This window comes from Promicromonospora umidemergens, assembly GCF_024171995.1.
Lineage (GTDB): Bacteria > Actinomycetota > Actinomycetes > Actinomycetales > Cellulomonadaceae > Promicromonospora > Promicromonospora umidemergens.
This window is the reverse complement of the sequence record NZ_JAMTCT010000004.1, coordinates 88,400-111,931: the sequence shown is the minus strand read 5'-3', so window position 1 is coordinate 111,931 and position 23,532 is coordinate 88,400. Positions and strand designations below refer to the sequence as shown.

Here is a 23,532-nt window from a genome sequence, read left to right as displayed (position 1 = left end):
AGTGACCTGCGCTTCTGACACGTCAGGCCGCGACCCGCAGGATCCGGAACCCCTTGGACGAGGCCTCCCGGGCAACCGGCAGGGCGAGCGTGTCGGTGATCCAGCGTGCGAGCGAGTCCGACCCCAGGTTCTTCTGCACCACCAGCCACGCCTCCGCACCGCCCGCGAGGCGGGGCAGCCAGCGGGTCAGGAGGTCGTGCAGCGCCTGCTTGCCGACGCGGATCGGCGGGTTGGACCAGCACAGGTCGAACTCCAGGTCGTCAGGCACGTCGTCCGGCAGGACCGCGCGGACGTTGCCCAGCCCGAGGCGCTCGGCGTTGCGGCGCACCAGGTCGAGGGCCCGCTCGTTGACGTCGACCGCCCACACCGTGGCGTGCGGCGCCTCCAGCGCGAGGGAGATCGTGATGGGCCCCCAGCCGCAGCCCAGGTCGAGCAGGTTGCCCGACGGCGGAGGCGCCGGCACCCCGTTCAGCAGCACCACCGTGCCCTTGTCGACGCCGCCGGGCGAGAAGACACCCGGTGCTACCTCGACCTCCAGCTCACGACCGGCGAGGTGGACGGTGCGGGTACGGCGCTCGTCGTCCGAGGCCGGCTGGGCGGTGAAGTAGTGGTCGGTGGACACCGCGCCATCGTATTGCTTGCCGGCCGTCATGGCGGGTGCCAATCTGCGGCGATGGAGACGGTGTCGTCGTCAGCGCACGATCGCCGGCCGGAGAAGCAGCCAGCTGCCCACGGAGGAGGCCAGGATCACCACACCGGCAGCCACCGCGAGCCACCAGGGCTGGAACGCGGCGACCAGCGTGCCCACGGCCGGCAGGACGATGATCAGCGCGGCCACGATCACCACCACCGCACCGGCCGCGATGAGCTGCGGTCCGCGGGCGGCGAAGCGCACCCAGGACGCGGCGAAGACGCCGCCGACGGTGAGCGCGGTGAGCACCCCGAGGAACACGATCGGGACCAGCCGGAGCAGGTCTCCGGCGCCGAGGACGTAGACGTCGAAGATGTAGAAGCCGGCGAACCAGTGGTCGGTCGCCAGCTCGATCGCCGTGAGGACGGCGAGAACCACGGTGATGTAGGCGGCGGTGATGGCGTACCACAGGAGAGTGCCCGCGACGAAGGACCGTCGCGTCGCGCCGAGGGTCAGCGCGAAGGGGAACGTCGCGGCGACCGAGGCGACCCCGAAGTAGACCAGGAACCCGACGAGCCCGTAAGCGATCCCGGGGTTGCTCTGCGACCCCTGGATCCAGCCCGCCGTGCCGGGCAGGCTCCCCGAGCGCCAGAACAGCAACGAGAGCAGGACCGAGAACGCGGCCACGGTCGCCGTGATGTACAGCGGGACCGCGAACGTGCCGACCCTCTGGTTGAGATGCAGCCTGACGGTGGAGACGACGGCGCTCATGCTCGCGCACCTTCCTCGATGGATTCGGAGCTCTCTTCGCCGAACGCGGCGACGAGGTCTTGCAGGGACGCCGGCGCGATTCGCGCGCCGAGGCCGTCGGCGTCCGCACGGACGGCGTCGTCCATCGCGCCCAGGACCGTGACCGACTTGAGCCCCGAGACCGTGTGCGAGCGCAGGACCGTGTGACGCCGGGCCAGCTCGTCGACCGCCGCCGTCGTCCCGCTCAGGGTGAAGGCCAGGTCCCGGGCGTCGTCGACGTCGCTGTCGACGCGCACCCGGCCGCGGTCGACGACCACGACGCGGTCGAACAGCTTCTCCGACTCCTCGATGAGGTGGGTGGACAGGAGCACGGTGCGCGGGTGCGCGGTGTAGTCGCGCAGCAGCATGTCGTGGAACAGCGCGCGTGCGGTGACGTCAAGACCCAGGTAGGGCTCGTCGAGAAGGGTCACAGCGGCGCGGGAGGCCAGGCCAAGGATGATCGCGACGGACGACAGCTGGCCCCTGGAGAACTTCTTGATGTCGGTCTTCGTGGGGATGCGGAATCCCTCCGCGAGCTCGGCCGCGACGTCCGCGTTCCAGTTCGGCGCGAACTCGGGGGCGATCCGGAGCACGTGCCCGAGCCGGTAGTTGTCGGGGTACCGCTGGTTGTCGCGGACGAAGCTGATCCGGGAGAGCACCGACTCGTTCTCGAACGGCCCGTGCCCGAGCACCTCTACCCGCCCGGAGGTCGGCCTGTCCTGTCCGGCGATGATCGACATGATCGTCGTCTTGCCCGCTCCGTTGCGTCCGAGGAGCCCGCAGATCGAGCCCTCCGGAACGGCGAAGCTCACTCCGTCGAGCGCGGTCGTGCGCCCGAACGTCCGGGTCGCCGACCGGATGTCGATGGCGTTCGTCATGTCTCGTCCTCCTCGTGCTCGTCGATCATGTGGTGGAGCTCCGTGTCGTCGATCTCGAGCACCCGCGCCTCTCGGAGGAGCGGCTCGATGTACTGCTTCCGGAACTCCTCGCGCCGCTGGGAGCGGAGCAGGTCACGCGCGCCGTCGGCGACGAACATCCCGATCCCGCGCTTCTTGTACAGCGCACCCAGCTCGACGAGCAGGTTGACGCCCTTGCTAGCCGTCGCCGGGTTCATCTGGTGGAAGACGGCGAAATCGGTCGCGGACGGCACCGCCGTCCCTTCCGGGTACGTCCCGGCAACGATCTCGTCCGCGATCTTGGCGGCGAGCTGCTGGAAGGCCGGGCCCTTGTCTGCGAACACACCGCCACACTAGTCCATTACCCGACTAATGGACCAGGGTGGCGGGGTGATCTTCTCGGGGAGGCCCGCGATCTCTGGTGCAGGAAAGACATAGCCCTGGGACTTTCGGCCGTGGGATCCTTGTTGTACGACACGTAAGAACAACCGAGAGTTAGGTAGTACATGACCCACACCCCGACAGAGCCCGAGCTCCCCGCAGAGGAGACGCCCGAACTCCGCGCAGTCCAGGCAGATGCCCAGGCGATCGCGAACGATGTCGTGGCACGGGTTCTCGCTCGGGCGGGGACCGCACGTGCTGACGGCGGCACGGTGCACACCGAGGCCGACGGCGACCAGCTCGAGCTCGAGGAGCGCACGGCGCTACGCCGCGTCGCAGGTCTGTCGACAGAGCTCGAGGACGTCACCGAGGTCGAGTACCGGCAGCTGCGCCTGGAGAAGGTGGTGCTCGTCGGCCTGTTCACGGGCGGTGAGCGCGCCGCCCGCGACGCGGAGATCTCGCTGCGCGAGCTCTCCGCACTTGCCGAGACCGCGGGTTCCCAGGTGCTGGACGGCCTGCTGCAGCGCCGGCAGAAGCCCGACCCTGGCACGTACCTGGGCTCCGGCAAGGCCCTCGAGCTGGCACAGGTCGTCCTGGCGACGGGTGCCGACACCGTGATCGTCGACGGCGAGCTCGCTCCGTCCCAGCGCCGCTCGTTGGAGGACGTCGTGAAGGTCAAGGTCGTGGACCGCACGGCCCTGATCCTGGACATCTTCGCGCAGCACGCGAAGTCCCGTGAGGGCAAGGCTCAGGTCGAGCTCGCGCAGCTCGAGTACCTCCTGCCGCGCCTGCGCGGCTGGGGTGACTCGATGTCCCGCCAGGCCGGTGGCCAGGTGGGTGGCGCGGGTGCGGGCATGGGCTCGCGTGGCCCCGGTGAGACGAAGATCGAGCTGGACCGGCGGCGTATCCGTAACCGGATGGCCAAGCTGCGGCGCGAGATCACCGCGATGAAGCCGGCCCGGGAGACCAAGCGGCTGAGCCGCAAGCGCAACGCCATCCCCGCGGTCGCGATCGCCGGGTACACCAACGCCGGCAAGTCCTCGCTGCTGAACGCGCTGACCGGCGCGGGCGTGCTCGTCGAGAACGCGCTCTTCGCGACGCTGGACCCGACGGTGCGGCGCACCAAGACCGAGGACGGTCGCGTGTACACGCTGACGGACACGGTCGGCTTCGTGCGCCACCTGCCGCACCAGCTCGTCGAGGCGTTCCGGTCCACGCTGGAGGAGGTCGGCGACGCCGACATCCTGCTGCACGTGGTCGACGCGTCCCACCCGGATCCCGAGGGACAGATCGCCGCGGTCCGCGAGGTGCTGTCCGAGGTCCCGGCCTTCGAGGACGTCCACGAGATCGTGGTGCTGAACAAGGCCGACATCGCCGACCCGACGGTGGTGGGCCGGATCCAGCGGCGGGAGCGGCACACCGCCGTCGTCTCGGCGCACTCCGGTGAGGGAATCGCCGAGCTGCGTGCCCGGGTCGCGGCCGAGCTGCCGCGGCCCGGCATCCAGATCGACCTCGTGGTCCCGTACGAGCGGGGCGACCTGGTGCACCGGGTGCACGAGCACGGCGACATCGAGCTCACCGAGCACGTCGCGGCGGGCACGCACCTGCGTGGCCGCGTCGACGAGCAGCTGGCGACGGAGCTGCAGCGGGTCGCCTCGACGTCCTGACCCGGTCCCACCAGACGCAAGCCGCTTGCAGGAGCCCGCAATCCCTGCAAGCGGTTTGCGTTATCCGTGACTAGGATCGACGTCATGTCGAGACGGTTAGCGGATGTGGCGAAGAAGGTAGGGGTCAGCGAGGCGACGGTCAGCCGTGTCCTCAACGGGAAGCCGGGCGTGTCCCAGGGCACCCGGGACGCGGTGCTCACGGCCCTCGACGTGCTGGGCTACGAGCGGCCCACCAAGCTGCGGGGCAGCCGCGGCAAGCTCGTCGGGCTGGTCCTGCCGGAGCTGGTGAACCCGATCTTTCCCGCGTTCGCGGAGGTGATCGGCGGCGCGCTGGCGCAGCAGGGGTACACGCCGGTGCTCTGCACGCGCACCGCCGGCGGTGTCACCGAGGCCGAGTACATCGATCTCCTGCTGCAGCAGCAGGTCTCCGGCGTCATCTTCGCGGGCGGCTTCTACGCCGAGCGGGAGGCCGACCACTCCCACTACCGGCGGCTGGAGGAGCTCGGCCTGCCCGTCGTGCTCATGAACGCGTCGATCGAGGACCTCGGCTTCCCCCGGGTCGCCACCGACGACCTCGTGGCGGTCGAGCAGGCGCTCGGCCACGTCGCGTCGTTGGGCCACCAGCGGATCGGCCTGCTGCTCGGCCCTGCCGACCACGTGCCGTCGGAGCGCAAGCTCGCCGCCGCCCGCCGGTTCGCGAAGCGGCACGGACTGACGCTCGACGCGGACCTGGTGGTGCACTCGCAGTACTCCCTGGAGAGCGGCCAGGCGGCGGCGAACCGGCTGATCGAGCGGGGAGCCACCGCGATCGTCTGCGCCAGCGACCCGCTGGCCCTCGGCGCGATCCGGGCCGTGCGACGGGCCGGGCTCGCGTGCCCGGCGGACGTCTCGGTGGTCGGCTTCGACGACTCCGCGCTGATGAACTCCACCGACCCCGCCCTGACGACCGTGCGCCAGCCGATCGAGCCGATGGGGCGGGCCGCCGTCGACCTGCTCGCCGCGCTCATCGACGGCAACGACGTACCGCGTGACGAGTTGCTCTTCGAGCCGGAGCTGGTGGTGCGGGCGTCGACCGCTGCCGTGAAGGTTGTCGCGAATCGATAAACTTTCTGTCGAGTTCTTGCGCACTCGTTGTCATGTGACTTACCGTTCACGACATGACGACGATGTCCGAGCCTGCAGTGGAGCCGCACCCCGCCGCGCCCGAGTGGTGGCGCAGCGCCGTGATCTACCAGATCTACCCGCGCAGCTTCGCGGACGGGAACGGCGACGGTACCGGTGACCTCGCCGGGGTCCGCTCCCGGCTCGGCTACCTCCGCGACCTGGGCGTCGACGCCATCTGGTACACGCCCTGGTACGCGTCGCCCTTGGCGGACGGCGGCTACGACGTGCGGGACTACCGCCGGATCGACCCGGCGTTCGGCACGCTCCAGGACGCGGAGGCGCTGATCGCCGAGGCCCGCGAGCTGGGCATCCGGACCGTCGTCGACGTGGTGCCGAACCACATCTCCGCGGAGCACGAGTGGTTCCGCGCCGCGCTGGCGGCAGGCCCGGGCTCCCCGGAGCGCGAGCGGTTCTGGTTCCACGACGGCCGCGGCCCGGACGGCGCGCAGATCCCCACCGGCTGGGTGTCGAGCTTCCAGGGGCAGACCTGGACCCGGACCACGAACCCCGACGGCACGCCCGGCCAGTGGTACCTGCACCTGTTCACCCCCGAGCAGCCCGACCTCAACTGGAACCATCCCGACGTCCGGCAGGAGCACGAGGACGTCCTGCGGTTCTGGTTCGACCGGGGCGCTGCCGGGATCCGGATCGACTCGGCGGCCCTCATCGTCAAGGACCCCGCGCTGCCGGAGGTCCCCGAGGCGGCGGGCCCGGGGGAGCACCCCCACCTGGACCGCGACGAGATCCACGACATCTACCGCGGCTGGCGGCGCGTCGCCGACACGTACGACGAGCCGCGCGTGCTCGTCGGCGAGGTGTGGCTCGCCGACCACGAGCGCTTCGCCCAGTACCTGCGCCCCGACGAGATGCACACGGCGTTCAACTTCGACTTCATGGCCCGCCCGTGGGACGCGAAGGAGCTGCGCGAGTCGATCCGGATGACGCTGGAGGCCCACGCCCCGGTGGGCGCGCCCGCCACGTGGGTCCTGTCCAACCACGACGTCACGCGGCCCGTCACCCGGTACGGCCGCGAGGACTCGTCCTTCGACTTCGCCGCCAAGCGCTTCGGCACGTCGTCGGACCTGGAGCTGGGCACGCGCCGGGCACGGGCCGCCGCGCTGCTGGTCGCCGCGCTGCCCGGCGCCTTGTACGTCTACCAGGGCGACGAGCTCGGCCTGCCCGAGGCGGACGTCCCCCGGGAGCTGATCCAGGACCCCATGCACTTCCGGTCGGACGGCGTCGACCCCGGCCGGGACGGCTGCCGCGTCCCGCTCCCGTGGACGCGCACCGGCACGAGCCTCGGTTTCGGGCCCGACGACGGCGCGGCGCCCTGGCTGCCCCAGCCCGCCGACTGGCGCGACCGCTCGGTCCAGGCGCAGGACGGCGACCCGGGCTCGATGCTGAGCCTCTACCGCCGGGTGCTGCACCTGCGGCGCGACCTCTCGCCGCTGCACACCGCGGAGCTCGCGTGGCTCGAGCTCGACCTCGATCCGGACGACGGGGGCGACAGCGTCCTCGCGTTCACCCGTGGCGCGGGCTTCGCCTGCGTCGTCAATCTCGGGACGGTCCCCGTCCCGCTGCCCGCCGGGGCCACGGTGCTCCTGGCGAGCGGTCCCGTCGACGGCGCCGTCGGGCCGGACACCGCCGTCTGGCTCGACCTGCCGTCCTGAACCTCAGCCCTACCAAACCCGCTCTGCCAACCCCGGCTCTGCCAACCCCAGAAGTGCATCCCCAGACGTGCCGCCCCAGTGGCACAAGACCCAAGGAGTGACAATGAAGTCAGCACCGAAGCGATCGGCGTTCGCCCTCGTGGGCGTCCTGTCCGTCGCGGGAACCCTCACGGCCTGCGGCGCATCGGAGGACCCGGCCGCAGAGCCCACCGGCCCGGTGACCATCGAGGTCGCCATCGACGCAGGCCTCGAGCAGCCGGCCATCGACGCGTTCGACGAGCGCATCGCGCAGTTCGAGGAGGCAAACCCGGACATCCAGGTGGAGACCAAGGAGTTCACCTGGTCCGGCACCACCTTCGCGGCCGAGCTCGCGGGCGGTACGCTCCCCGCCGTCTTCCCCATCCCGTTCACCGACGGCCGCGCCCTTATCGAGCGCAAGCAGATCGCCGACGTCAGCGACCTCGTGGCCGAGCTTCCCTACGCCGACCAGTTCAACCCGACCATCGCCGCGGCGGGTCAGGACGCCGACGGCGCCATGTGGGCCGTCCCGATCGCCGCCTACAACCAGGGCCTGCACTACAACCGCGCGCTGTTCGAGGAGGCCGGGCTCGACCCGGACGACCCGCCCGCGACGTGGGACGAGGTGCGCGAGGCCGCCAAGGCCATCGCGGACGAGACCGGCCAGGCCGGCTACGCCCACATGACGCAGAGCAACACGGGCGGCTGGATCCTCACCACCGAGACCTACGCGCTCGGCGGCCGCGTCGTCGAGGGTGAGGGCGAGGAGGTGACCGCCACCGTGGACAACGACGCCACGGTCGCGGCCCTCGAGATGCTGCGGGAGATGCGCTGGGAGGACGACTCCATGGGCGCCAGCTTCCTGTACGACTGGGGCACCATCAACCAGGACTTCGCCGCCGGGAAGATCGGCATGTACGTCTCGGGCGGCGCCAACTACCCCAACCTGTTCACCCAGAACAAGATGGACCCGGACGAGTACGGGGTGACGGTGCTGCCGCTGGAGGGCGACGACGCCGGGACGCTCGGTGGCGGCACGCTCGCCGCGGTGAGCTCAGCGGCGTCCGACGCGGAGCAGGCGGCCGCGGTGAAGTGGATCGACTTCTACTACATCTCCAAGCTGACCGACCAGGAGGCCGCGGTCGCCGAGGCCGAGGTCGCCGCCGAGACCGACCAGCCCGTCGGCGCACCGGCCCTGCCGATCTTCGACCGGGCGACCTACGAGGAGCAGCAGAGCTGGATCAAGGACCTCGTCAACGTCCCGCTGGAGAACTTCGCGCCCATGACGGACCAGATGTTCGACCAGCCGGTCATCGCAGAGCCCGCCATCGCGACCCAGGACGTGTACGCGGCGCTCGACCCCGTGGTCCAGGCGGTGCTGACCGACGAGAACGCGGACATCGACGCGCTCCTCGCCGACGCGCAGACCCAGGTCCAGGGCCTGCTCGACCGCAGCTGACGATGACCACTCTGTCCAGCCCGCTCCGGACGACGACGGCGGCCACGCCGCCGTCGTCGTCCGGGCCTCGCAGGCGCGGCCGCCGCGCGCCCCGGGAATGGCTGCGCGACGGCGGCCTGAGCACCCTGGTCATCGCGTGTCCGATGATCCTCGTGTTCGGCGTGTTCTCCTGGTTCCCGATCGGCCGCGCGCTCGTCATGAGCCTCCAGGAGACCAACCTGGTCACCGCGCCCGTGTTCGTGGGGCTCGACAACTTCGCGTACGTGCTGCAGGACCCGCTCCTCGGCAAGGCCGTCGCGAACACGCTGTGGTTCGCCGTGCTCGCGCTCGTCTTCGGCTATCCGCTGCCGCTGGCCGCCGCGGTGCTGATGAGCGAGGTGCGGCGGATGCGGGGCCTGTTCTCCGCGCTGGCGTACCTGCCCGTCGTCGTGCCGCCGGTCGTGGCCGTGCTGCTGTGGAAGTTCTTCTACGACGCCTCCGAGACCGGCGTGTTCAACACGATCGCCGGCTGGGTGGGCCTCGGCCCGTATCCCTGGCTGCAGGACGCCACCAGCGCCATGCCGTCCCTCGTCCTCGAGGCGACCTGGGCCGCGGCCGGCGGCACCGTCATCATCTACCTCGCCGCGCTCGTCGGGGTGCGGACCGAGCTCTACGAGGCCGCGGAGGTCGACGGCGCGGGTGTCTGGCGCAAGATCTGGCACGTCACGCTGCCCCAGCTGCGCGGCGTCCTCTTCATCACCCTGATCCTGCAGATCATCGGCACCTCACAGGTGTTCCTCGAGCCGTTCCTCTTCACCGGGGGCGGGCCGAACAACGCGACCCTCACGGTCCTCATGCTGATCTACGACTACGCGTTCGGGAGCAGCCTCGGCGGCAACTACGGGGCCGCGACCGCCCTCAGCCTGATGCTCGCGGGCGTCCTGGCAGTCCTCTCCGCGGTGTACTTCCGCGTGACCCGACCCTGGAGCAGCTGACATGGCAGCGAACACGCGGACGCCGTCCACCGCCCGGCGGCGCGCTCCCGAGGCCGTCGAACGGGGCATCGTCTCCGCCCACGACCGGCGTCGGCCGAGCGTGCGGGGCTCCCTCTGGGTGCTGCAGGGCGGCCTGCTGACCGCCCTGGTCGTCGTCGGGCTGGGGCCGATCCTCTGGCTCGCCAAGGCCGCCGTCACCCCCACCCAGGAGACGCTGCGCGACCCTCTCGGACTGTTTCCCACCGGGATCGACTGGGCCAACCTCGCCACCGCGTGGAACCGCGCCGAGATCGACCACTACTTCGTCAACACGCTGATCGTCGCGGCGGGCGCCTGGTTCTTCCAGATCCTGGTCGCCACCACCGGCGGCTACGTGCTGTCGGTGCTGCGACCGCGGTACGGCAGAGTGATCTTCGGGCTCGTCCTGGCGACGCTCTTCGTGCCCTCCGTCGTGCTCCTCGTGCCGCTCTACCTGACCATCCTCGACGTGCCGATCCTCGACGTGAGCCTGCTCAACACGTTCTGGGCGGTCTGGCTGCCCATGGGCGCCAGCGCGTTCAACGTCCTGCTCGTCAAGCGGTTCTTCGACGGCCTCCCGCGCGAGATCTTCGAGGCCGCCCGGGTCGACGGCGCCGGACCCTTCCGGCTGCTGTGGAGCATCGTGCTGCCGATGTCGAAGCCCATCCTCGGCGTCGTCTCGGTGTTCGCCGTCATCGCCGCCTGGAAGGACTACCTCTGGCCGATGCTGGTGCTGCCCGACCCGGCCAACCAGCCGCTGTCCGTCCGGCTGCCCGCCATCGCCCCCTACCTGGAGCTCGACGTGTTCCTCGCGGCGCTCGCTATCTCGACGGTCCTGCCGATCGCCCTGTTCCTGGCGTTCCAGCGTCTGTTCCTCAGCGGGGCGGGCCTGGGCGGGGCGGTCAAGGGGTAGCCGGGGCGGCCGCCCGTTGCTGTGGACGAGGTGGGGTGGATGTCAGCGGTCCGGCCTAAGATCGAACGTGTGACCAGCCTTCCCGACGCACCTACCGCCCCCACCGCCGACGAGCGGATTCCCGACGTCGAGGAGCTTCTCGACCTCGCCGTCGGCGAGCTCGGCGGAGGGCGCAGGGACGGCCAGCACCGGATGGCGGTAGCGGTCGGCGAGGCCATCGAGAAGGGCGAGCACCTGCTCGTCCAGGCGGGCACCGGCACCGGTAAGTCGCTCGGCTACCTGGTGCCCGCCGTCCGGCACGCGGTGGCCGCCAACAGCAAGGTGATCATCTCGACCGCCACCCTCGCACTGCAGCGGCAGGTCATCACACGCGACCTCCCGCTGGTGGCGAAGGCCGTGGCGCCGCAGCTCCCGCGGGAGCCACGCATCGCGCTGCTCAAGGGCTGGCACAACTACCTGTGCGTGCACAAGGTCGGGGGCGGGTACCCCGCCGACGAGCCGACGCTCTTCGACCTGCCCGGCGGCGAGGACCACCCGCGCACCGAGGACACGCCGGGGTCCGGCGGTGCGCGCGGCCGTCGCAAGGACGACGGCGCCACGCTCGCCGACCATGTCCGCCGGCTGCACGAGTGGGCGGGGGAGACCGAGTCAGGTGACCGTGACGACCTGGTGCCCGGCGTGCCGGACCGGGCCTGGCGCCAGGTGTCCGTGACCGCCATGGAGTGCCTGGGCGGCAAGTGCCCCATGCTCGCCGAGTGCTTCCCGGACAAGGCGCGCACCATCTCCCGCGACGCGGACGTGGTGGTCACCAACCATGCGATGCTCGGCATCGCGGCCACGGGCAGTCCGGGCATCCTCCCGGAGCACGACGTCGTGGTGGTCGACGAGGCGCACGAGCTCACGGACCGGGTCACGTCGTCGGCCACGGTGGACCTGTCCATGGCCTCGGTGGAGAACGCCGCGCGGTTGGCCCGCCGGCACGCCGGCACGAACACCGACGCCCTCGACCAGGCTGCGCAGGCCCTCGGGACCCTGCTCGTCACGGCTCCGGCCGAACGGTTCCCCGACGGTCTGCCGGGCGAGCTGCGCACCGCGGTCGGCGCGGTGCGGGACGCGGCCCGTGAGGTGCTGAGCACGCTGAAGCCGGACACGTCCGGTGGCAAGGGGCAGGCTCAGGGCCAGCCCGAGCCGGGGCTGAAGATGGCGCAGGGCGCCATGCTGCAGCTGTTCGAGACGGCCGAACGCATGGCGTTCGAGGACACGACCGCCGACGTGCTCTGGTGCTCGCGCCCGGACAACGGGTGGGGCGGGTTCGGTGACAACGTGACCCGCCTGCACGCGGCGCCGCTGCACGTCGCCGGCCTGATCCGCATGCACCTGCTGGGGGAGGCGACCGGCGTGTTCACGTCGGCGACGCTGGCGCTGGGCGGCACGTTCGAGCCGGTGGCCGGCACGCTGGGCCTCAAGGGCGAGGATGCCCCGCCGTGGCACGGCCTGGACGCCGGCAGCCCGTTCGACTACCCGCGCCAGGGCATCCTGTACGTGGCGCGGCACCTGCCGGCGCCCGGTCGCGAGCCGACGACGGAGGCGCAGCTCGACGAGATCGCCGAGCTCATCACGGCCGCCGGCGGTCGCACGCTCGGCCTGTTCTCGTCCCGGCGTGCGGCGAACGCGGCGGCGGAGGCCATGCGGGAGCGGCTGGACTTCCCGATCCTTGCGCAGGGCGACGACCAGCTGCCCACGCTGGTGCGCCAGTTCGCCGAGGACCCGGCTGCCTGCCTGTTCGGCACGCTGTCCCTGTGGCAGGGCGTCGACGTTCCGGGACCGTCGTGCCAGCTCGTCCTCATCGACCGCATCCCGTTCCCGCGACCGGACGACCCGGTCAAGGCGGCACGTGCCCGCGCCGTCGAGCAGGCGGGCGGCAACGGGTTCATGGCCGTGTCCGCGCAGCACGCGGCGCTGCTGCTCGCGCAGGGCGCCGGGCGCCTCGTGCGGAGCATGGACGACCGGGGAGTCGTGGCGGTCCTTGACCCGCGCCTCGCGACCGCGCGGTACGCGTCGTTCCTCACTCGCTCGATGCCCGGCTTCTGGCCCACCACGGACTCCGCGCTGGTCCGCTCCGCGCTGGCGCGGCTCGACACCTAGCCTGAAGGCATGGCAGCCCTCTCGGACGTCCAGGCCGCGCAGCCGGCTGGCTCACGCACCACCAAGCTGGCGGTCGTGGGTGCTGGGGCGGTCGGTTCGACCCTCGCCTTCGCCGCCCTCACCCGGGGCTCGGCCCGCACGATCGCCCTGCACGACGTGAACCGGTCGAAGGTCGAGGCGGAGGTGCTCGACCTGCAGCACGGCCTGATGTTCACGTCCCAGGCGCAGGTGATCGGCTCGGACGACGTGGCGGTCTGCGCGGGGGCGGACGTCGTCGTCGTCACGGCCGGGGCGAAGCAGAAGCCCGGGCAGAGCCGCACCGATCTCGCCGAGGCGACCATCGGGCTGATGCGCCAGATCCTGCCCGGGCTGGTGGACGTCGCACCGGACGCGACCTACCTGATGGTGACCAACCCCGTGGACGTGGTGACCTACGCGGCGCTCAAGATCTCCGGCCTGCCGCGGGAGCAGCTCTTCGGCAGCGGCACCGTCCTGGACTCGTCGCGGCTGCGGGTCGTGCTCGCCGAGCGCTGCGGTGTGGCCGTCGGGAACGTGCACGCGTACATCGCCGGAGAGCACGGTGACTCGGAGATCGCGCTGTGGAGCTCCGCCACGATCGGCGGTGTCCCGCTGCTGGACTGGGCCCCGCTGGGTGGCAGACCGCCGATCGACGCTGCGGTGCGCGCCGAGGTGCACCACGAGGTGGTCGACTCCGCGTACCGGATCATCGCGGGCAAGGGGGCGACCAACTACGCCGTCGGCCTGGCCGGTACCCGCATCGTCGAGGCGGTCCTCAACGACGAGCGTCGGATCATGCCGGTGTCCTCGCTGCTGGACGACTACCACGGCATCAGCGACGTCTGCCTGTCCGTGCCGTCGCTCGTGGACCGCCGCGGTGTCACCGACACGGTGCGGGTCCCGATGTCCGACGACGAGCTGGCCGGCCTGCGTGCCTCGGCGGACAGCGTGCGGGCGGTCCAGAGGTGCTTCGGCTTCTAAGGATCCCCGGGCAACGAGAACGGGGTTGTGTTTCGCTGCAGACCTAGCAGGAACACAACCCCGTTCTCATCGCTCGCGCGCTTACAGGCTGCGCAGGACCGCTACCACGCGGCCCAGGATCTGCGCCTCGTCGCCCGGGATGGGCTCGTAGGCAGGGTTCTGCGGCAGCAGCAGGACGTGTCCGTCCGCCTGCTTGAACGTCTTGACCGTGGCTTCGCCGTCGATCATGGCGGCGACGATCTCGCCCTGCTCGGCGACGTTCTGCCGCCGGACCACCACCCAGTCCCCGTCGCAGATCGCGGCGTCGACCATCGAGTCACCGGCGACCTTGAGCAGGAACAGCTCGCCGTCCCCGACCAGCTGGCGGGGGAGCGGGAAGACGTCCTCGACGACCTGCTCGGCCAGGATGGGGCCACCGGCGGCGATCCGGCCGACGAGCGGTACGTATGACGGCGGCGGGGTGCTGGCGTCGTCGGGCACCGAGCCACCCCAGTGGACCTGGCCGCTGCGGCGCGGCTCGGGCCAGTGGATCTCGCCGCGTGTCGGCTTGTCGACCTGGTCGGCCAAGGGCTCGACGAGCTCCATCGCGCGCGGCCGGTTCGGGTCGCGGCGCAGGAAGCCCTTCTTCTCGAGCATCTGGAGCTGGTGCTTGACGCTCGACGGGCTCGCCAGCCCGACCGCCTCGCCGATCTCACGCATCGACGGCGGGTAGCCCCGCGTCTCGAACGACTGCCGGATCGTGTCCAGCACGAGGCGCTGCCGTTCGGTGAGGCGGTCTGTCGGCGAGATCGCGTGCACGTCAGCGACCGCCTTGTCGCTTGGCCCGTCCAGCGTGGCGACGCTCGAGAGTGCCGTGTCGACGGCTCTCGTGTCGCTGGTCCCGTCCCGTCCCGTCATGCCCGTGCCCCTCCCGTTCCGACAAATGTTCTCCCGTGCGCGACCCACTCTAGATCACAAACTCACATCCCTCAAACGAATGTTCGAGCGTGTCTCGACATCGACGGTGTCTCGTGCTACACAATGGTACGTGCGTTCGACGAACGCCTGTATGAACGACAAGAGCTCAGTCACACTTCGAGGAGGGGCCATGGGGGACGTGATCCCGCTGCGGCAGTACACCCCGACGTATGGACAGCCGTACGTGCCGTCGTACGGCCGGGCGTACGTACCGGCGTCTCGGCCGACCGTGGTGCCGGCGTACCGGCCGGCCCGGGAACGCACGATCGCCGACCGGCTCGGCCTGGCCGGCCTGCGGCCCACCCGGCGCGGCCGGGTGACGCTCGTGCTGCTGGCCGTGCTGCTGCTGGCGCCGACGATCACCTGGGGTGCGACGGCGGTGGCCGGCTCCCCGGGCGAGCCGACGGAGGTCCGGGTGCACGCGGTGCAGCCGGGGGAGACGCTCTGGGGCTTCGCCCAGGAGGTCGCGGAGCCCGGCGAGGACGTCCGGCACGCCGTCGGGCGGCTCCAGGAGCTGAACCAGATGTCGTCGGGCGCTCTCCGGGTCGGGGAGCTGTTGCTCCTTCCCAAGGAGTGACGAGAGAGCACAATTCGCCGTCAAGTGGTGCGGCGATGTTGCATGGGTGTGGTTTGCCCGCTTACGGTCGGGGCGCGGCCGGAGGTCTCCGGTCGGTGGTCGACCACGCAGGAGTGAGCATGCACTGCCCGTTCTGTCGCCATGCTGACTCGCGCGTCGTGGACTCGCGGACCGCCGACGACGGCCTGTCGATCCGGCGCCGGCGCCAGTGCCCCAACTGCAACCGGCGGTTCACCACCGTCGAGACCGCGAGCCTGTCCGTGGTCAAGCGTTCTGGCGCCACCGAGCCGTTCAGTCGCGACAAGGTCGCCGCGGGTGTGCGCAAGGCGTGCCAGGGGCGTCCGGTGAGCGACGACGACCTCGCGATCCTGGCCCAGCGCGTCGAGGAGACCCTGCGGAGCAACGGCAGCGCGGAGATCGACGCGTACGAGGTGGGTCTCGCGATCCTCGGCCCCCTGCGGGAGCTCGACGAGGTGGCCTACCTCCGGTTCGCGAGCGTCTACCAGTCGTTCGACTCCCTCGAGGACTTCGAGAGTGCCATCACCTCGCTGCGCGCGGAACGCGCCGAACGGGCAGCCGCGCAGTCCTGAGGGGCCTGCGTGGGTCTGCGCGGGCCTGTCGCGCGGCCACGTGCCGGGCCGGGTCCGGTCCGGTGGCTGACGAAAGATGTTGGCACCTGGTTGTGCCGTAGTGCAGGCTGGGCGACGACGGACCCGATCGAGGGACCCCCGGAACAAGAGGAGGTGATCGGTGTGACGGACGAGAAGCCCAATGCCGAGGCGGCAGAGGTCGAGGCCGAGGGCGTAGAGGAGCCCAAGGCGGCGACAGCGCCGAGCATGGACGCGAAGGCACGGTTCAAGGAGGCGCTGGACCGCAAGAACGCGGCCCGGCACCGGACCGCTGCCGGCGACGTGAACACCGGTGCGGTGCACGGTTCGGAGACGACCGGCCCCGTGCAGAAGATGTTCCGCCGCAAGTCCGGCTGAGACTGCTCGACCGAGGCCGTCGACCAGGTATTTGACCTGGTCGGCGGCCTTTGTTGTCTCGCGAGAGCGCCTAGTGAAGGGATAGGTGACCTGCGATGACACGGTTCGTGACACGGTTTGAGCGCCTGGAAGTGACCGGCAGTGCCTACGGATGCTCGACGTTGTCGGCGCCGTTGGCGCACCTCAGATACATGAGCACCTCGCACGACAAGCCAATGGACCGCACCCCGATGTGGACCCTCGACGAGTTGTGCACGGTCCTGCGTACCACGCCCGGAACCGTCTACACCTGGCGGAAGCACGGGCAGGGGCCGCGCGCCTACAAGATCGGTCGGCACCTGCTGTTCGCCGACGCTGACGTGCGCGCGTGGCTCGAGTCGCGCGTCGCGGACACCGAGAGCGGTGACGACGAGGCTACCCCCGAGCGCCGCATCACCGGATCGGGGTGGTGAGCGATGGGCAGAACGGAGCTCCAGCCGGGCGAACACGGCAACATCTCCATCAAGCAGACCGGGCCGAAGACATGGCGGGCACGGACCCGGCTCAAGCTCATGACCGGAGAGATTGTGCCGGTCTCTCGAAACGGATCCCACGAGGACAAGGCACGCCTCAAGGTGCAAGCCGCCGTGGCCGAACTGCTCAAGGCCGCACGCGGCTCGGATGAACTCAAACCAGAATCGAAGGTGGGACTCGCGTGCCGCCAATGGATAACTGAGATGCGAGTTCGCTCGACTTGGCCCCGCCCACCGATGAGGCCGCAGACGATCGACAAGTACGAGTACCAACTCGACCGGTATGCGGTTCCGGTGCTGGGAAAGAAGCGCCTGAACGAATTGACCCCAGCTTTGTGCCAGCGTCTCATCGACTCGATCGTTGCTCGCGGCAAGCCTGGCGAAAGAGACATGACGACGACCGCCGTCCGGATTCGAAGCGTCCTCAACATGGTGCTGGACCGGGCGGTCATCCATGACGCTATCCGTGACAATCCGATGCGCAAGACAATCACGCCGGACCTGAAGAAGCCCGTACCGCGCGCGATCACGGCGACAGACGTGTACCGCCTGCGTAAGGCGGTCCGCGAGTGGGTCGAGTGTGGCAGGGACCGTCCTGGACCCGACCCAAGCAGGAACCTGGCAGTCGTGATCGATGTCCTGCTGGGCACCGGCGCGCGCATCGGTGAGGCGCTCGCACTGCGGTGGGGCGAAGTCGATCTCGATTCCGCGGACGGAGTATCCAGGGTCACAATTGCAGCCACGATGGTTCCCATCCGGGGACAGGGTTGCGTGCGTCAGGACATCCCTAAGACCGATGCGGGCGAACGCGTGATCACCCTTCCCCCATTTGTCGTCGAATCCCTTCGAACGATCCAGCCGGCAACGGTCACAGCGGCGATGCCAGTGTTCCCTTCTCGCCGCTACCGCGATGACGGCACTGTCTTGAGATGCCAGGCCCCGTCGAACCTTCGACGGCAGCTCCGTGCGGCACTCGCAGCAGCCGACATGACGGGAGAGGTGTATCCCCACCTTCTGCGATCGACCGTCGCTACGTTCGTCGCTCGTAAGCGCGGTGTGGCTGAAGCCGCAGCTCTGCTTGGCCACAAGATCCAGGCTGGTGTCACCGGCAGGAACTACATCGAACGGCTCCGCCATGCACCCGATGTGTCGGCCGTTCTGCAGGCGATGGTCGAGATCGGAGAACAGGAAGCGCGATTGCGAAAGGTGGGCCAAGGTACCAAGAGCGGCGCCGCCAACGGCAATGACAGCTCGGAGGCCCGCACCGAGGTACGGGCGGCTTGACCAGTTGTCCGCGGTGCCATTCGCTCGGCGGCTCACGGCTGCGCCGATTGGGCGCAGCTGCGAACCGCTGAGGGTCGGGCACATCATCAGGCCGGCGCCACCCTGGCTCAGGGAGATCGGCGGGCTGATGTCCGGGGCAAGCTGGTGGGTGACCGGCGCGGCAGACTGCGAACTGGCATCGCGAGAGATCGGAGGGCGCTGTACTACAGGTCCGGTGTATAGGCCGGAGCGATGCATTCTGGTGTCCGATGCGGGCCGGGCCTTGGTGTGGGATGACCGGACGTATTGGGTTGGAGCCTGTTGATCGTGACGGTGGCGATCTGGTCGAACGCGACCTGCAGCGATCGGCCCAGCGGCTCAGACCGAGGATCGACCGTGAAGGTCGCTGACTCAGGATCGCTCCTGAACTGGCCGAGCACGTGCTCAGCGTTGTTGAACCAGTACTCGTTGAGGTGACCACGGCCTGACTCGGTGATCACGTCGCGCGCTGCTGGGATGCCGGGGCCCGCCTGGCCGGGCTGACGGTGGCAGAGGAACAGGACGTCTGTCGGTCCCTTGGCGTGGCTGTCGGGTCGCATCGCTCCACCCGGGAGACGAACCGCGCCGACCAGATCGGCCTTCGCGTCGACGACCTGGCGCAGCGCCGCGTCGGGGTGATCCAGGAACACCGGAGACGCGATCGCGACGGCTAACCCGCCTGGCGTTTGGTCCAGCGCGCTGGCCACCAAGTCCCCGTGGTAGGCGCCCAGGCGAGCACGCCGGCCGGGATCGAACAGCGCCACGTCGTGGAAGGGCAGGTTCGCCAGTACGAGGTCGTAGCGTCCCGGGTCGTTCTGCGCGCCTAGTTTGTGTAACGGCAGGTCGTTGTGTGGCCACTGGCTGGTGGGTGGGATCGGGGTGTGGAAGACGAGGTGACGTTGTGGGTCGCGCAGGTAGTGCGGGTGCGGGCCGAGGCCGGCGAGCATGTCGGCGTCGACACCTGCGGCCAGCAGATGACCGGAGATCTGTTCGGTGTGGTGTGCGACGGACTTCAGGGCTGGCCACAGGTGGATCGCGATCTGCCAGTGCCGGTCGACGCCCGAGATCTGCTGGTGTGCCTCCAGGGCGCGGCGGTCCATCAGCGCGGTCGCTCGCACCACGAGGTCGGTGCCGGCGTGCAGCTGCCCCATGATCAGGTCTGCGGCGAGATGCGCATCGCCCTCAACGTTCTCGTCCTTCGCGTTCATGGCGTCTTCCTTCGGTTGCCTCTGTCGTAGGTATCGCCGCCGTCGGCGGCTGCTGGGTCGCAGCCGGAGTCTTGGGGCGCGCGGTCTACAGATCGCGTGTGTTCGCTCCTGAATCGAAGGGGGCGGCGTTCACGTGGCGCGTAGATGGCCACGGCTGTGTTCTTGGCGGGATCGACGCCCTGCCGCTGGCAGGCGCTCCCGTGGAGCGCTGAGCGGCCCAGGCCGTCTCGGCTTCGGCGAGAAGTTCATTGGTGGCTTGCGTCAGGGTCGGGCGCATGGGCCGGGGGTCGATTCCGAGCCGGATGGCTTGGGAGACGAGGGCGGTGAGTTCCGCGTCCTTGTCTGCGTGGCGCAGCAGGCCCTGGACGATCGGTGGGTGCCATGCGGCGAGGAAGGTGGCTGCTGCTGTGGTGCTCGCGAGCTGAGGCCGTTGATCGAGTGGTGCCGCGCGAAAGGTACGCACCAGGGCATCGGTCCGGGCATCCATCAGCTCGTCGCCGTCCCTGATCGCATGGACGAGCACGCTGTCGCGGGTGAGGGGGGTGGTGGTGATCAGGTGGGACAGGACCGTCATCTGTTGGAGGTCGTCGACCCTGCCCGCGGCCAGGGTGTCCAGGGCGCGTTGCGCGATCTCAGCTTGCAGCAGGGGCGAGCTGCCAAGGAGTTTGGTGGCCAGGCCGGGGTCGAGCGGCCCGAACAGTGGGGCCGGCAACGGCGCCACGGACTCCAGGAGCTCGGTGCGTGAGGCGGCAGGGGTATGACCGCTTAGCGCGGCCCGGGGCACGAAGCCGGCGACGGCAACTGCGCGTCCCCATTCGCCAGTCGTGTTACTACGGATCCGTCCGTGGCCGTCGTGGACGTGGATCTGGAGGGAGCGCACGCCGAAAGCGCCCTCGAGGGCGTCGGCCATGACACGTGAACGTGCCGGTCCGTCAGGGCCGTAGGCGATCACGACCAGTCGTGCTACGTGATGCTGCCGAAGCGCCCTGTCCAGGTGCGCGGTGGTCTGCTCGGCGGTCTCGTTGTCACCGCCAAGGCCGTCGTTCCAGTCGATCGCGGCATGCACGACGGTCTTCATGTCGGAGTCATATGCTCCGACGACGACGTGCTGGTCGCCGAGGTGGTGGCCGATCGTGTAGGGCAGCTGGGCGAGGTAGTCGGCGAGGTTGCTCTGCTTCATGATGACGGCGTCCTTTCTAATCGGGGATGCGGCTGGTGCGGTGCACGGGCGGATCCGTACGCCCGCGCGATGGCGTGGCGGGTTGTGTCGGAGCAGGCCTGGCCACGCCGACTCACAGCCCCGGTGGCTCTGGCTCCGGACCCGGACTCCTCGGCGGCGCGGGGCGATCAGGCGTGGTCGGGAAGGCGTCGCGGCGCTGGGCGCGCAGCCGTGCGACCACAGCACGTGCCTCACCCAGATCCTGGGCTCGGATCGCGGAAGGGCGCCGTGAGGCCCGGTCACCGGATTCGCCCGTCGTGGAGTCGATGGACACGTCCAGATCAGCCGCGTCGGCCGGCAGTGGCAGGCCACGGGCGCGGGCGGAGCGGGCGATGGCATTCAGGCCTGCTCGTAGTTCCGTAGCTAGGCCCACACCGCCGGGGACGACAGTTGTGTCCGCTGGTCCCCAGGGGTTGTCACGGCTGGCCAGGGTGCCCAGGACGTGGTCGGGGCGGGTGTCGTAGTACTCGTTGACGTGCACGTCGCGGCCGTCGAGCGTGACCGGTATCGACTCGGTGAACGGGGTCGTGCCGGGTGACCCACGGTGGTGGAGCAGGATCAGGTCGACGGTTCCGTCATTGCCCGGGGCGCGGCGCAGTGCGCCCGCAGGCAGACGGAGCGCGCCGAGCAGCTCGACCGCGCGGCTCATCTCACGCCGCACGTACGACTCGGTGTCGTCCAGAAGCCGACTGGAAGCCAGGAGGATGGTCAGCCCGCCCGGGCCGGTGAGCCCGATCGAGCCGAGGGTGTTGATCGCGTGCTGCTGCCACTGTCGAGCGGAGCCCACGGTCGAATGGGCCACCAGGTCGTTGGCCGGGATGTTGTTGATCACCAGGTCGAACGGGTCCGGTTGCGTACCAGGGTGCTGGTGCAGCTGCAGCCCGGTGTGTGGCCAGGATGCTCCCGGTACCTGGCCGACGAGTTCGGCCGTGGCACCTGGTGAGATACGGCGTTCGGTCTGGGGAAGGCCGGCGTAGACCTCTGCGTCCTCGCCCAGGACGAGCATCTGTCCCCTGACGCCGAGCCGACGCAGGGCGGTCCAGAGTTCCTTGGCGATCTGTTCGTGGGACACGGTCGCGTCGGTGGTCTCACGGTCGGTGAGCGCGGCCAGATCGGCCAGTTCCGCGAGGCCGGGCGAGAATTCGAAGCTACCGAGCGGGTCCATGCTCAGCTCGCCGCCCCAGCCCGGTCGTCGACCGCTGAAGTGCTTGGCTGCTCGTGGCGGGGCCTGCCGGTCCTCTCAGGGGACACGTTCTGGGTAATCGTCTTGCTCCTCCCGCGTGGGTGTGTCGGGAAGGTGTGCCGTGGACGCCGCCGCTCGCGACACCGCATGGAAGATTCGCAGGAGGCCAGAGCGGAGGCAGATCAGAACGGGGGCTCGATGCCCGAGGCGGTGGGCGGCTCGTAGCGAGGAGGCAGGAACCCGAAGGTCACCGCCTGCCCGCGCGGTCGGGGCGGGATGAGGCCGCGTAATTGCAGCTGCGCGCGGATGTGCGCGGTCTCTCGTGCTGCAGCGCGGTAGCCGTTGATCGTTGGGCTGAAGCGTTCCCACCGGGTTCCGTCCTCGTCGGACACGATCTCTTCCCGGTACCCCCGGCCCATGTCCCGCAGGACTTCACCGGCGAAGTCGGGGGCATCGACGACGCGTTGGATGTTGCCGCTGGCCTCGATGATCCGGTACAGGCAGAACGAGGGCCGTGGGTCGGGGTCGTACGTCCAGATCTGGGAGTCGTAGACCCGCTGGCTGTAGGCCACGTATTCCTGCCAGACACGTCGCGCGGTGCGCAGCCGGGACGCGTCCGCTCCGGGACCCATGCCGGGGATGCCGAGGGTGAGCGCGTGCCAGCGCTCGGCGCGCATCGCTTGGTCGAAGTTCATCGCGGGCATGACGCTTCTCGCCTCCGGTCAGGGTGTGCGATTTCAGCGGCGCGGGCGGCGGATCCTCCTGGCCATCAGCGCAAGGACGGTTCAGGCCCCACCCGCGGGGTCCGGGCTTGGCGCTACAGGGCGTGCGGTTCGGGACCGGTACTCGGATTGTGCGGCGTGTTCTGCGGGGGCGCGGGGCGCGCTCGGCGCGCGGGGCGTTGCTTCGCGTAGAGCCCGTCGTCGATGGCGATGTCCGTGTGCGTCGCGAGGGCCTCGGACAACGTCCGGCCGAAGTCGCCACCCATCGGGGCGACGGTCGTCATGTCGGGGTCGATCGGGTCGGGCACGATATTGCCCGCGGCTGCCCAGGGTGCGATGGCGTAGCAGTCGTTGATGAGCATGTCTGGGGCGTCGTGGATGTGTACTGGGCTGCGTTCGATGAAGTTCAGACCGGCGGGCGGGTGACCGGGTTCGCGACGGCGCAGCATCAGCAGGTCCACGGGGCTGTCGAGCAACAGTGCTCGGCGCAGTGCGGATGCGGGCAGGCGGACGGCCGCGATCAGGTCCGCGTGCTTGGCGATCGAACGGCGCGGTTGTGCGTCTGTTCCTTCGAGGAGCTGGCGGTGGGCGGTGGTGACCAGGAGTCCGCCGGGCCTCAGCCAGGTCAGGGCGTCGCGGATGACACCGTGGTGCATCATCGCCATGTCGGTCTTGGTGGACCGGGTCAGAGCCCGTGTGTCGGCAAGAGGGAGGTTGGCCAGGACGAGGTCGGCGGCGCCGACCTCGTGGTTGCGTGCTGACCGTAGTCGCAGCCCATGGTGCGGCGGCTGGTCGGTGTGGGGCATGTGCGCGGCCAGGAGCTCGCCTTCCTCGTAGTCGTCGATGCTGTCGGCGAGCCTCGGGCTGTCGGGCGATGCGCCGGCGAGAAGGTCGACGTCTTCTCCGACCGCGAGAAGCTGCCCGGTCGCGTACTCGAGCGCACGCAGGTGCGGCCACAGCTGTGCCGCGATGTTCTGGTGCGCCACGGCGGCCGAGGTGTCGTGGTGGTTCTTCTCGGCGAGCAACTCCAAGACCATCTCCGGCCCGGCCTGGACGAACTCGATATTGGATTCGTCGAACTCCATGACTAGTGCCCTTCTTTCGTCGTTGCGCGGGCTGGTTGATGAGCTGCGCTATGGGCG

Annotated in this window: 23 protein-coding genes; 13 read left to right on the top strand and 10 right to left on the bottom strand. The window is 69.9% G+C overall.

Annotated elements, in window-relative coordinates; translation table 11 throughout:
- Positions 1-22: 22 nt before the first annotated feature.
- The 4 genes from APR04_RS08870 to APR04_RS08855 all read right to left on the bottom strand — a co-directional run bounded on the left by APR04_RS08870 (position 23) and on the right by APR04_RS08855 (position 2,660).
- Entirely contained in the window at positions 23-622 is a 600-nt protein-coding gene (locus tag APR04_RS08870; RefSeq protein ID WP_253869366.1) for a class I SAM-dependent methyltransferase, read from the bottom strand.
- Positions 623-691: 69 nt separating this feature from the next.
- Positions 692-1,402 (bottom strand): hypothetical protein, encoded by a 711-nt coding sequence (locus tag APR04_RS08865; RefSeq protein WP_253869365.1) that lies wholly within the window; start codon positions 1,400-1,402, stop codon positions 692-694.
- Positions 1,399-2,298 carry an ATP-binding cassette domain-containing protein gene (locus tag APR04_RS08860; protein WP_253869364.1) on the bottom strand — a complete coding sequence of 300 codons (900 nt, stop codon included), beginning with the start codon at positions 2,296-2,298 and terminating at the stop codon, positions 1,399-1,401. Before APR04_RS08860 ends, APR04_RS08865 begins: the two co-directional genes overlap by 4 nt.
- The gene (locus APR04_RS08855) at positions 2,295-2,660 is read right to left on the bottom strand and encodes a GntR family transcriptional regulator (protein ID WP_253869363.1); all 366 of its coding nucleotides are present in this window, start codon (positions 2,658-2,660) and stop codon (positions 2,295-2,297) included. Before APR04_RS08855 ends, APR04_RS08860 begins: the two co-directional genes overlap by 4 nt.
- Before the next feature lie 162 nt (positions 2,661-2,822).
- Between APR04_RS08855 and hflX the strand changes: the two genes are divergently transcribed.
- From hflX to APR04_RS08815, 8 genes are all read left to right on the top strand, one after another.
- Complete coding sequence (gene hflX / locus APR04_RS08850; protein ID WP_253869362.1) at positions 2,823-4,364, top strand: GTPase HflX; 1,542 nt, start codon at positions 2,823-2,825, stop codon at positions 4,362-4,364.
- 84 nt (positions 4,365-4,448) lie between these two features.
- Positions 4,449-5,468, top strand: a complete 1,020-nt coding sequence (locus tag APR04_RS08845; protein ID WP_253869361.1) for a LacI family DNA-binding transcriptional regulator — start codon at positions 4,449-4,451, stop codon at positions 5,466-5,468.
- A 53-nt stretch (positions 5,469-5,521) separates the two neighbouring features.
- Positions 5,522-7,198 (top strand): glycoside hydrolase family 13 protein, encoded by a 1,677-nt coding sequence (locus APR04_RS08840; RefSeq protein ID WP_253869360.1) that lies wholly within the window; start codon positions 5,522-5,524, stop codon positions 7,196-7,198.
- Positions 7,199-7,301: 103 nt separating this feature from the next.
- The gene (locus APR04_RS08835) at positions 7,302-8,675 is read left to right on the top strand and encodes an ABC transporter substrate-binding protein (protein WP_253869359.1); all 1,374 of its coding nucleotides are present in this window, start codon (positions 7,302-7,304) and stop codon (positions 8,673-8,675) included.
- Between the two features lie 2 nt (positions 8,676-8,677).
- Positions 8,678-9,649, top strand: coding sequence for a carbohydrate ABC transporter permease (locus APR04_RS08830; protein WP_253869358.1), 972 nt, complete (start codon positions 8,678-8,680; stop codon positions 9,647-9,649).
- Between the two features lies 1 nt (position 9,650).
- Positions 9,651-10,580, top strand: coding sequence for a carbohydrate ABC transporter permease (locus APR04_RS08825; RefSeq protein ID WP_253869357.1), 930 nt, complete (start codon positions 9,651-9,653; stop codon positions 10,578-10,580).
- 39 nt (positions 10,581-10,619) lie between these two features.
- Positions 10,620-12,725 (top strand): ATP-dependent DNA helicase, encoded by a 2,106-nt coding sequence (locus APR04_RS08820; protein WP_301312277.1) that lies wholly within the window; start codon positions 10,620-10,622, stop codon positions 12,723-12,725.
- A gap of 9 nt (positions 12,726-12,734) precedes the next feature.
- A complete protein-coding gene (locus APR04_RS08815) occupies positions 12,735-13,724 on the top strand; it encodes an L-lactate dehydrogenase (protein ID WP_253869355.1) in 990 nt (329 codons plus the stop codon).
- Between the two features lie 81 nt (positions 13,725-13,805).
- On the opposite strand, the gene lexA is transcribed toward APR04_RS08815, so the two are convergent.
- A complete protein-coding gene (gene lexA / locus APR04_RS08810) occupies positions 13,806-14,621 on the bottom strand; it encodes a transcriptional repressor LexA (protein WP_253869354.1) in 816 nt (271 codons plus the stop codon).
- 190 nt (positions 14,622-14,811) lie between these two features.
- Between lexA and APR04_RS08805 the strand changes: the two genes are divergently transcribed.
- The 5 genes from APR04_RS08805 to APR04_RS08785 all read left to right on the top strand — a co-directional run bounded on the left by APR04_RS08805 (position 14,812) and on the right by APR04_RS08785 (position 18,040).
- The gene (locus APR04_RS08805) at positions 14,812-15,258 is read left to right on the top strand and encodes a LysM peptidoglycan-binding domain-containing protein (protein ID WP_253869353.1); all 447 of its coding nucleotides are present in this window, start codon (positions 14,812-14,814) and stop codon (positions 15,256-15,258) included.
- Positions 15,259-15,377: 119 nt separating this feature from the next.
- Positions 15,378-15,848: a transcriptional regulator NrdR gene (gene nrdR, locus APR04_RS08800; RefSeq protein ID WP_253869352.1), complete on the top strand. Its 471-nt coding sequence runs from the start codon at positions 15,378-15,380 to the stop codon at positions 15,846-15,848.
- A 162-nt stretch (positions 15,849-16,010) separates the two neighbouring features.
- On the top strand, positions 16,011-16,244 hold the full coding sequence (locus APR04_RS30990) for a DUF5302 domain-containing protein (RefSeq protein ID WP_308292332.1): 234 nt from the start codon (positions 16,011-16,013) through the stop codon (positions 16,242-16,244).
- Positions 16,245-16,435: 191 nt separating this feature from the next.
- Positions 16,436-16,696 carry a helix-turn-helix transcriptional regulator gene (locus APR04_RS08790; protein WP_253869351.1) on the top strand — a complete coding sequence of 87 codons (261 nt, stop codon included), beginning with the start codon at positions 16,436-16,438 and terminating at the stop codon, positions 16,694-16,696.
- 3 nt (positions 16,697-16,699) lie between these two features.
- On the top strand, positions 16,700-18,040 hold the full coding sequence (locus APR04_RS08785) for a tyrosine-type recombinase/integrase (RefSeq protein WP_253869350.1): 1,341 nt from the start codon (positions 16,700-16,702) through the stop codon (positions 18,038-18,040).
- 203 nt (positions 18,041-18,243) lie between these two features.
- Here the strand turns inward: APR04_RS08785 and APR04_RS08780 are convergent, their stop codons facing one another.
- The 5 genes from APR04_RS08780 to APR04_RS08760 all read right to left on the bottom strand — a co-directional run bounded on the left by APR04_RS08780 (position 18,244) and on the right by APR04_RS08760 (position 23,475).
- Entirely contained in the window at positions 18,244-19,266 is a 1,023-nt protein-coding gene (locus tag APR04_RS08780) for a hypothetical protein (protein WP_253869349.1), read from the bottom strand.
- An 85-nt stretch (positions 19,267-19,351) separates the two neighbouring features.
- Positions 19,352-20,344, bottom strand: a complete 993-nt coding sequence (locus APR04_RS08775; protein WP_253869348.1) for a hypothetical protein — start codon at positions 20,342-20,344, stop codon at positions 19,352-19,354.
- A gap of 214 nt (positions 20,345-20,558) precedes the next feature.
- Positions 20,559-21,650: a hypothetical protein gene (locus tag APR04_RS08770; RefSeq protein ID WP_253869347.1), complete on the bottom strand. Its 1,092-nt coding sequence runs from the start codon at positions 21,648-21,650 to the stop codon at positions 20,559-20,561.
- A gap of 200 nt (positions 21,651-21,850) precedes the next feature.
- A complete protein-coding gene (locus APR04_RS08765; protein WP_253869346.1) occupies positions 21,851-22,363 on the bottom strand; it encodes a hypothetical protein in 513 nt (170 codons plus the stop codon).
- Positions 22,364-22,485: 122 nt separating this feature from the next.
- Positions 22,486-23,475 (bottom strand): class I SAM-dependent methyltransferase, encoded by a 990-nt coding sequence (locus APR04_RS08760; protein ID WP_253869345.1) that lies wholly within the window; start codon positions 23,473-23,475, stop codon positions 22,486-22,488.
- Positions 23,476-23,532: the final 57 nt, after the last annotated feature.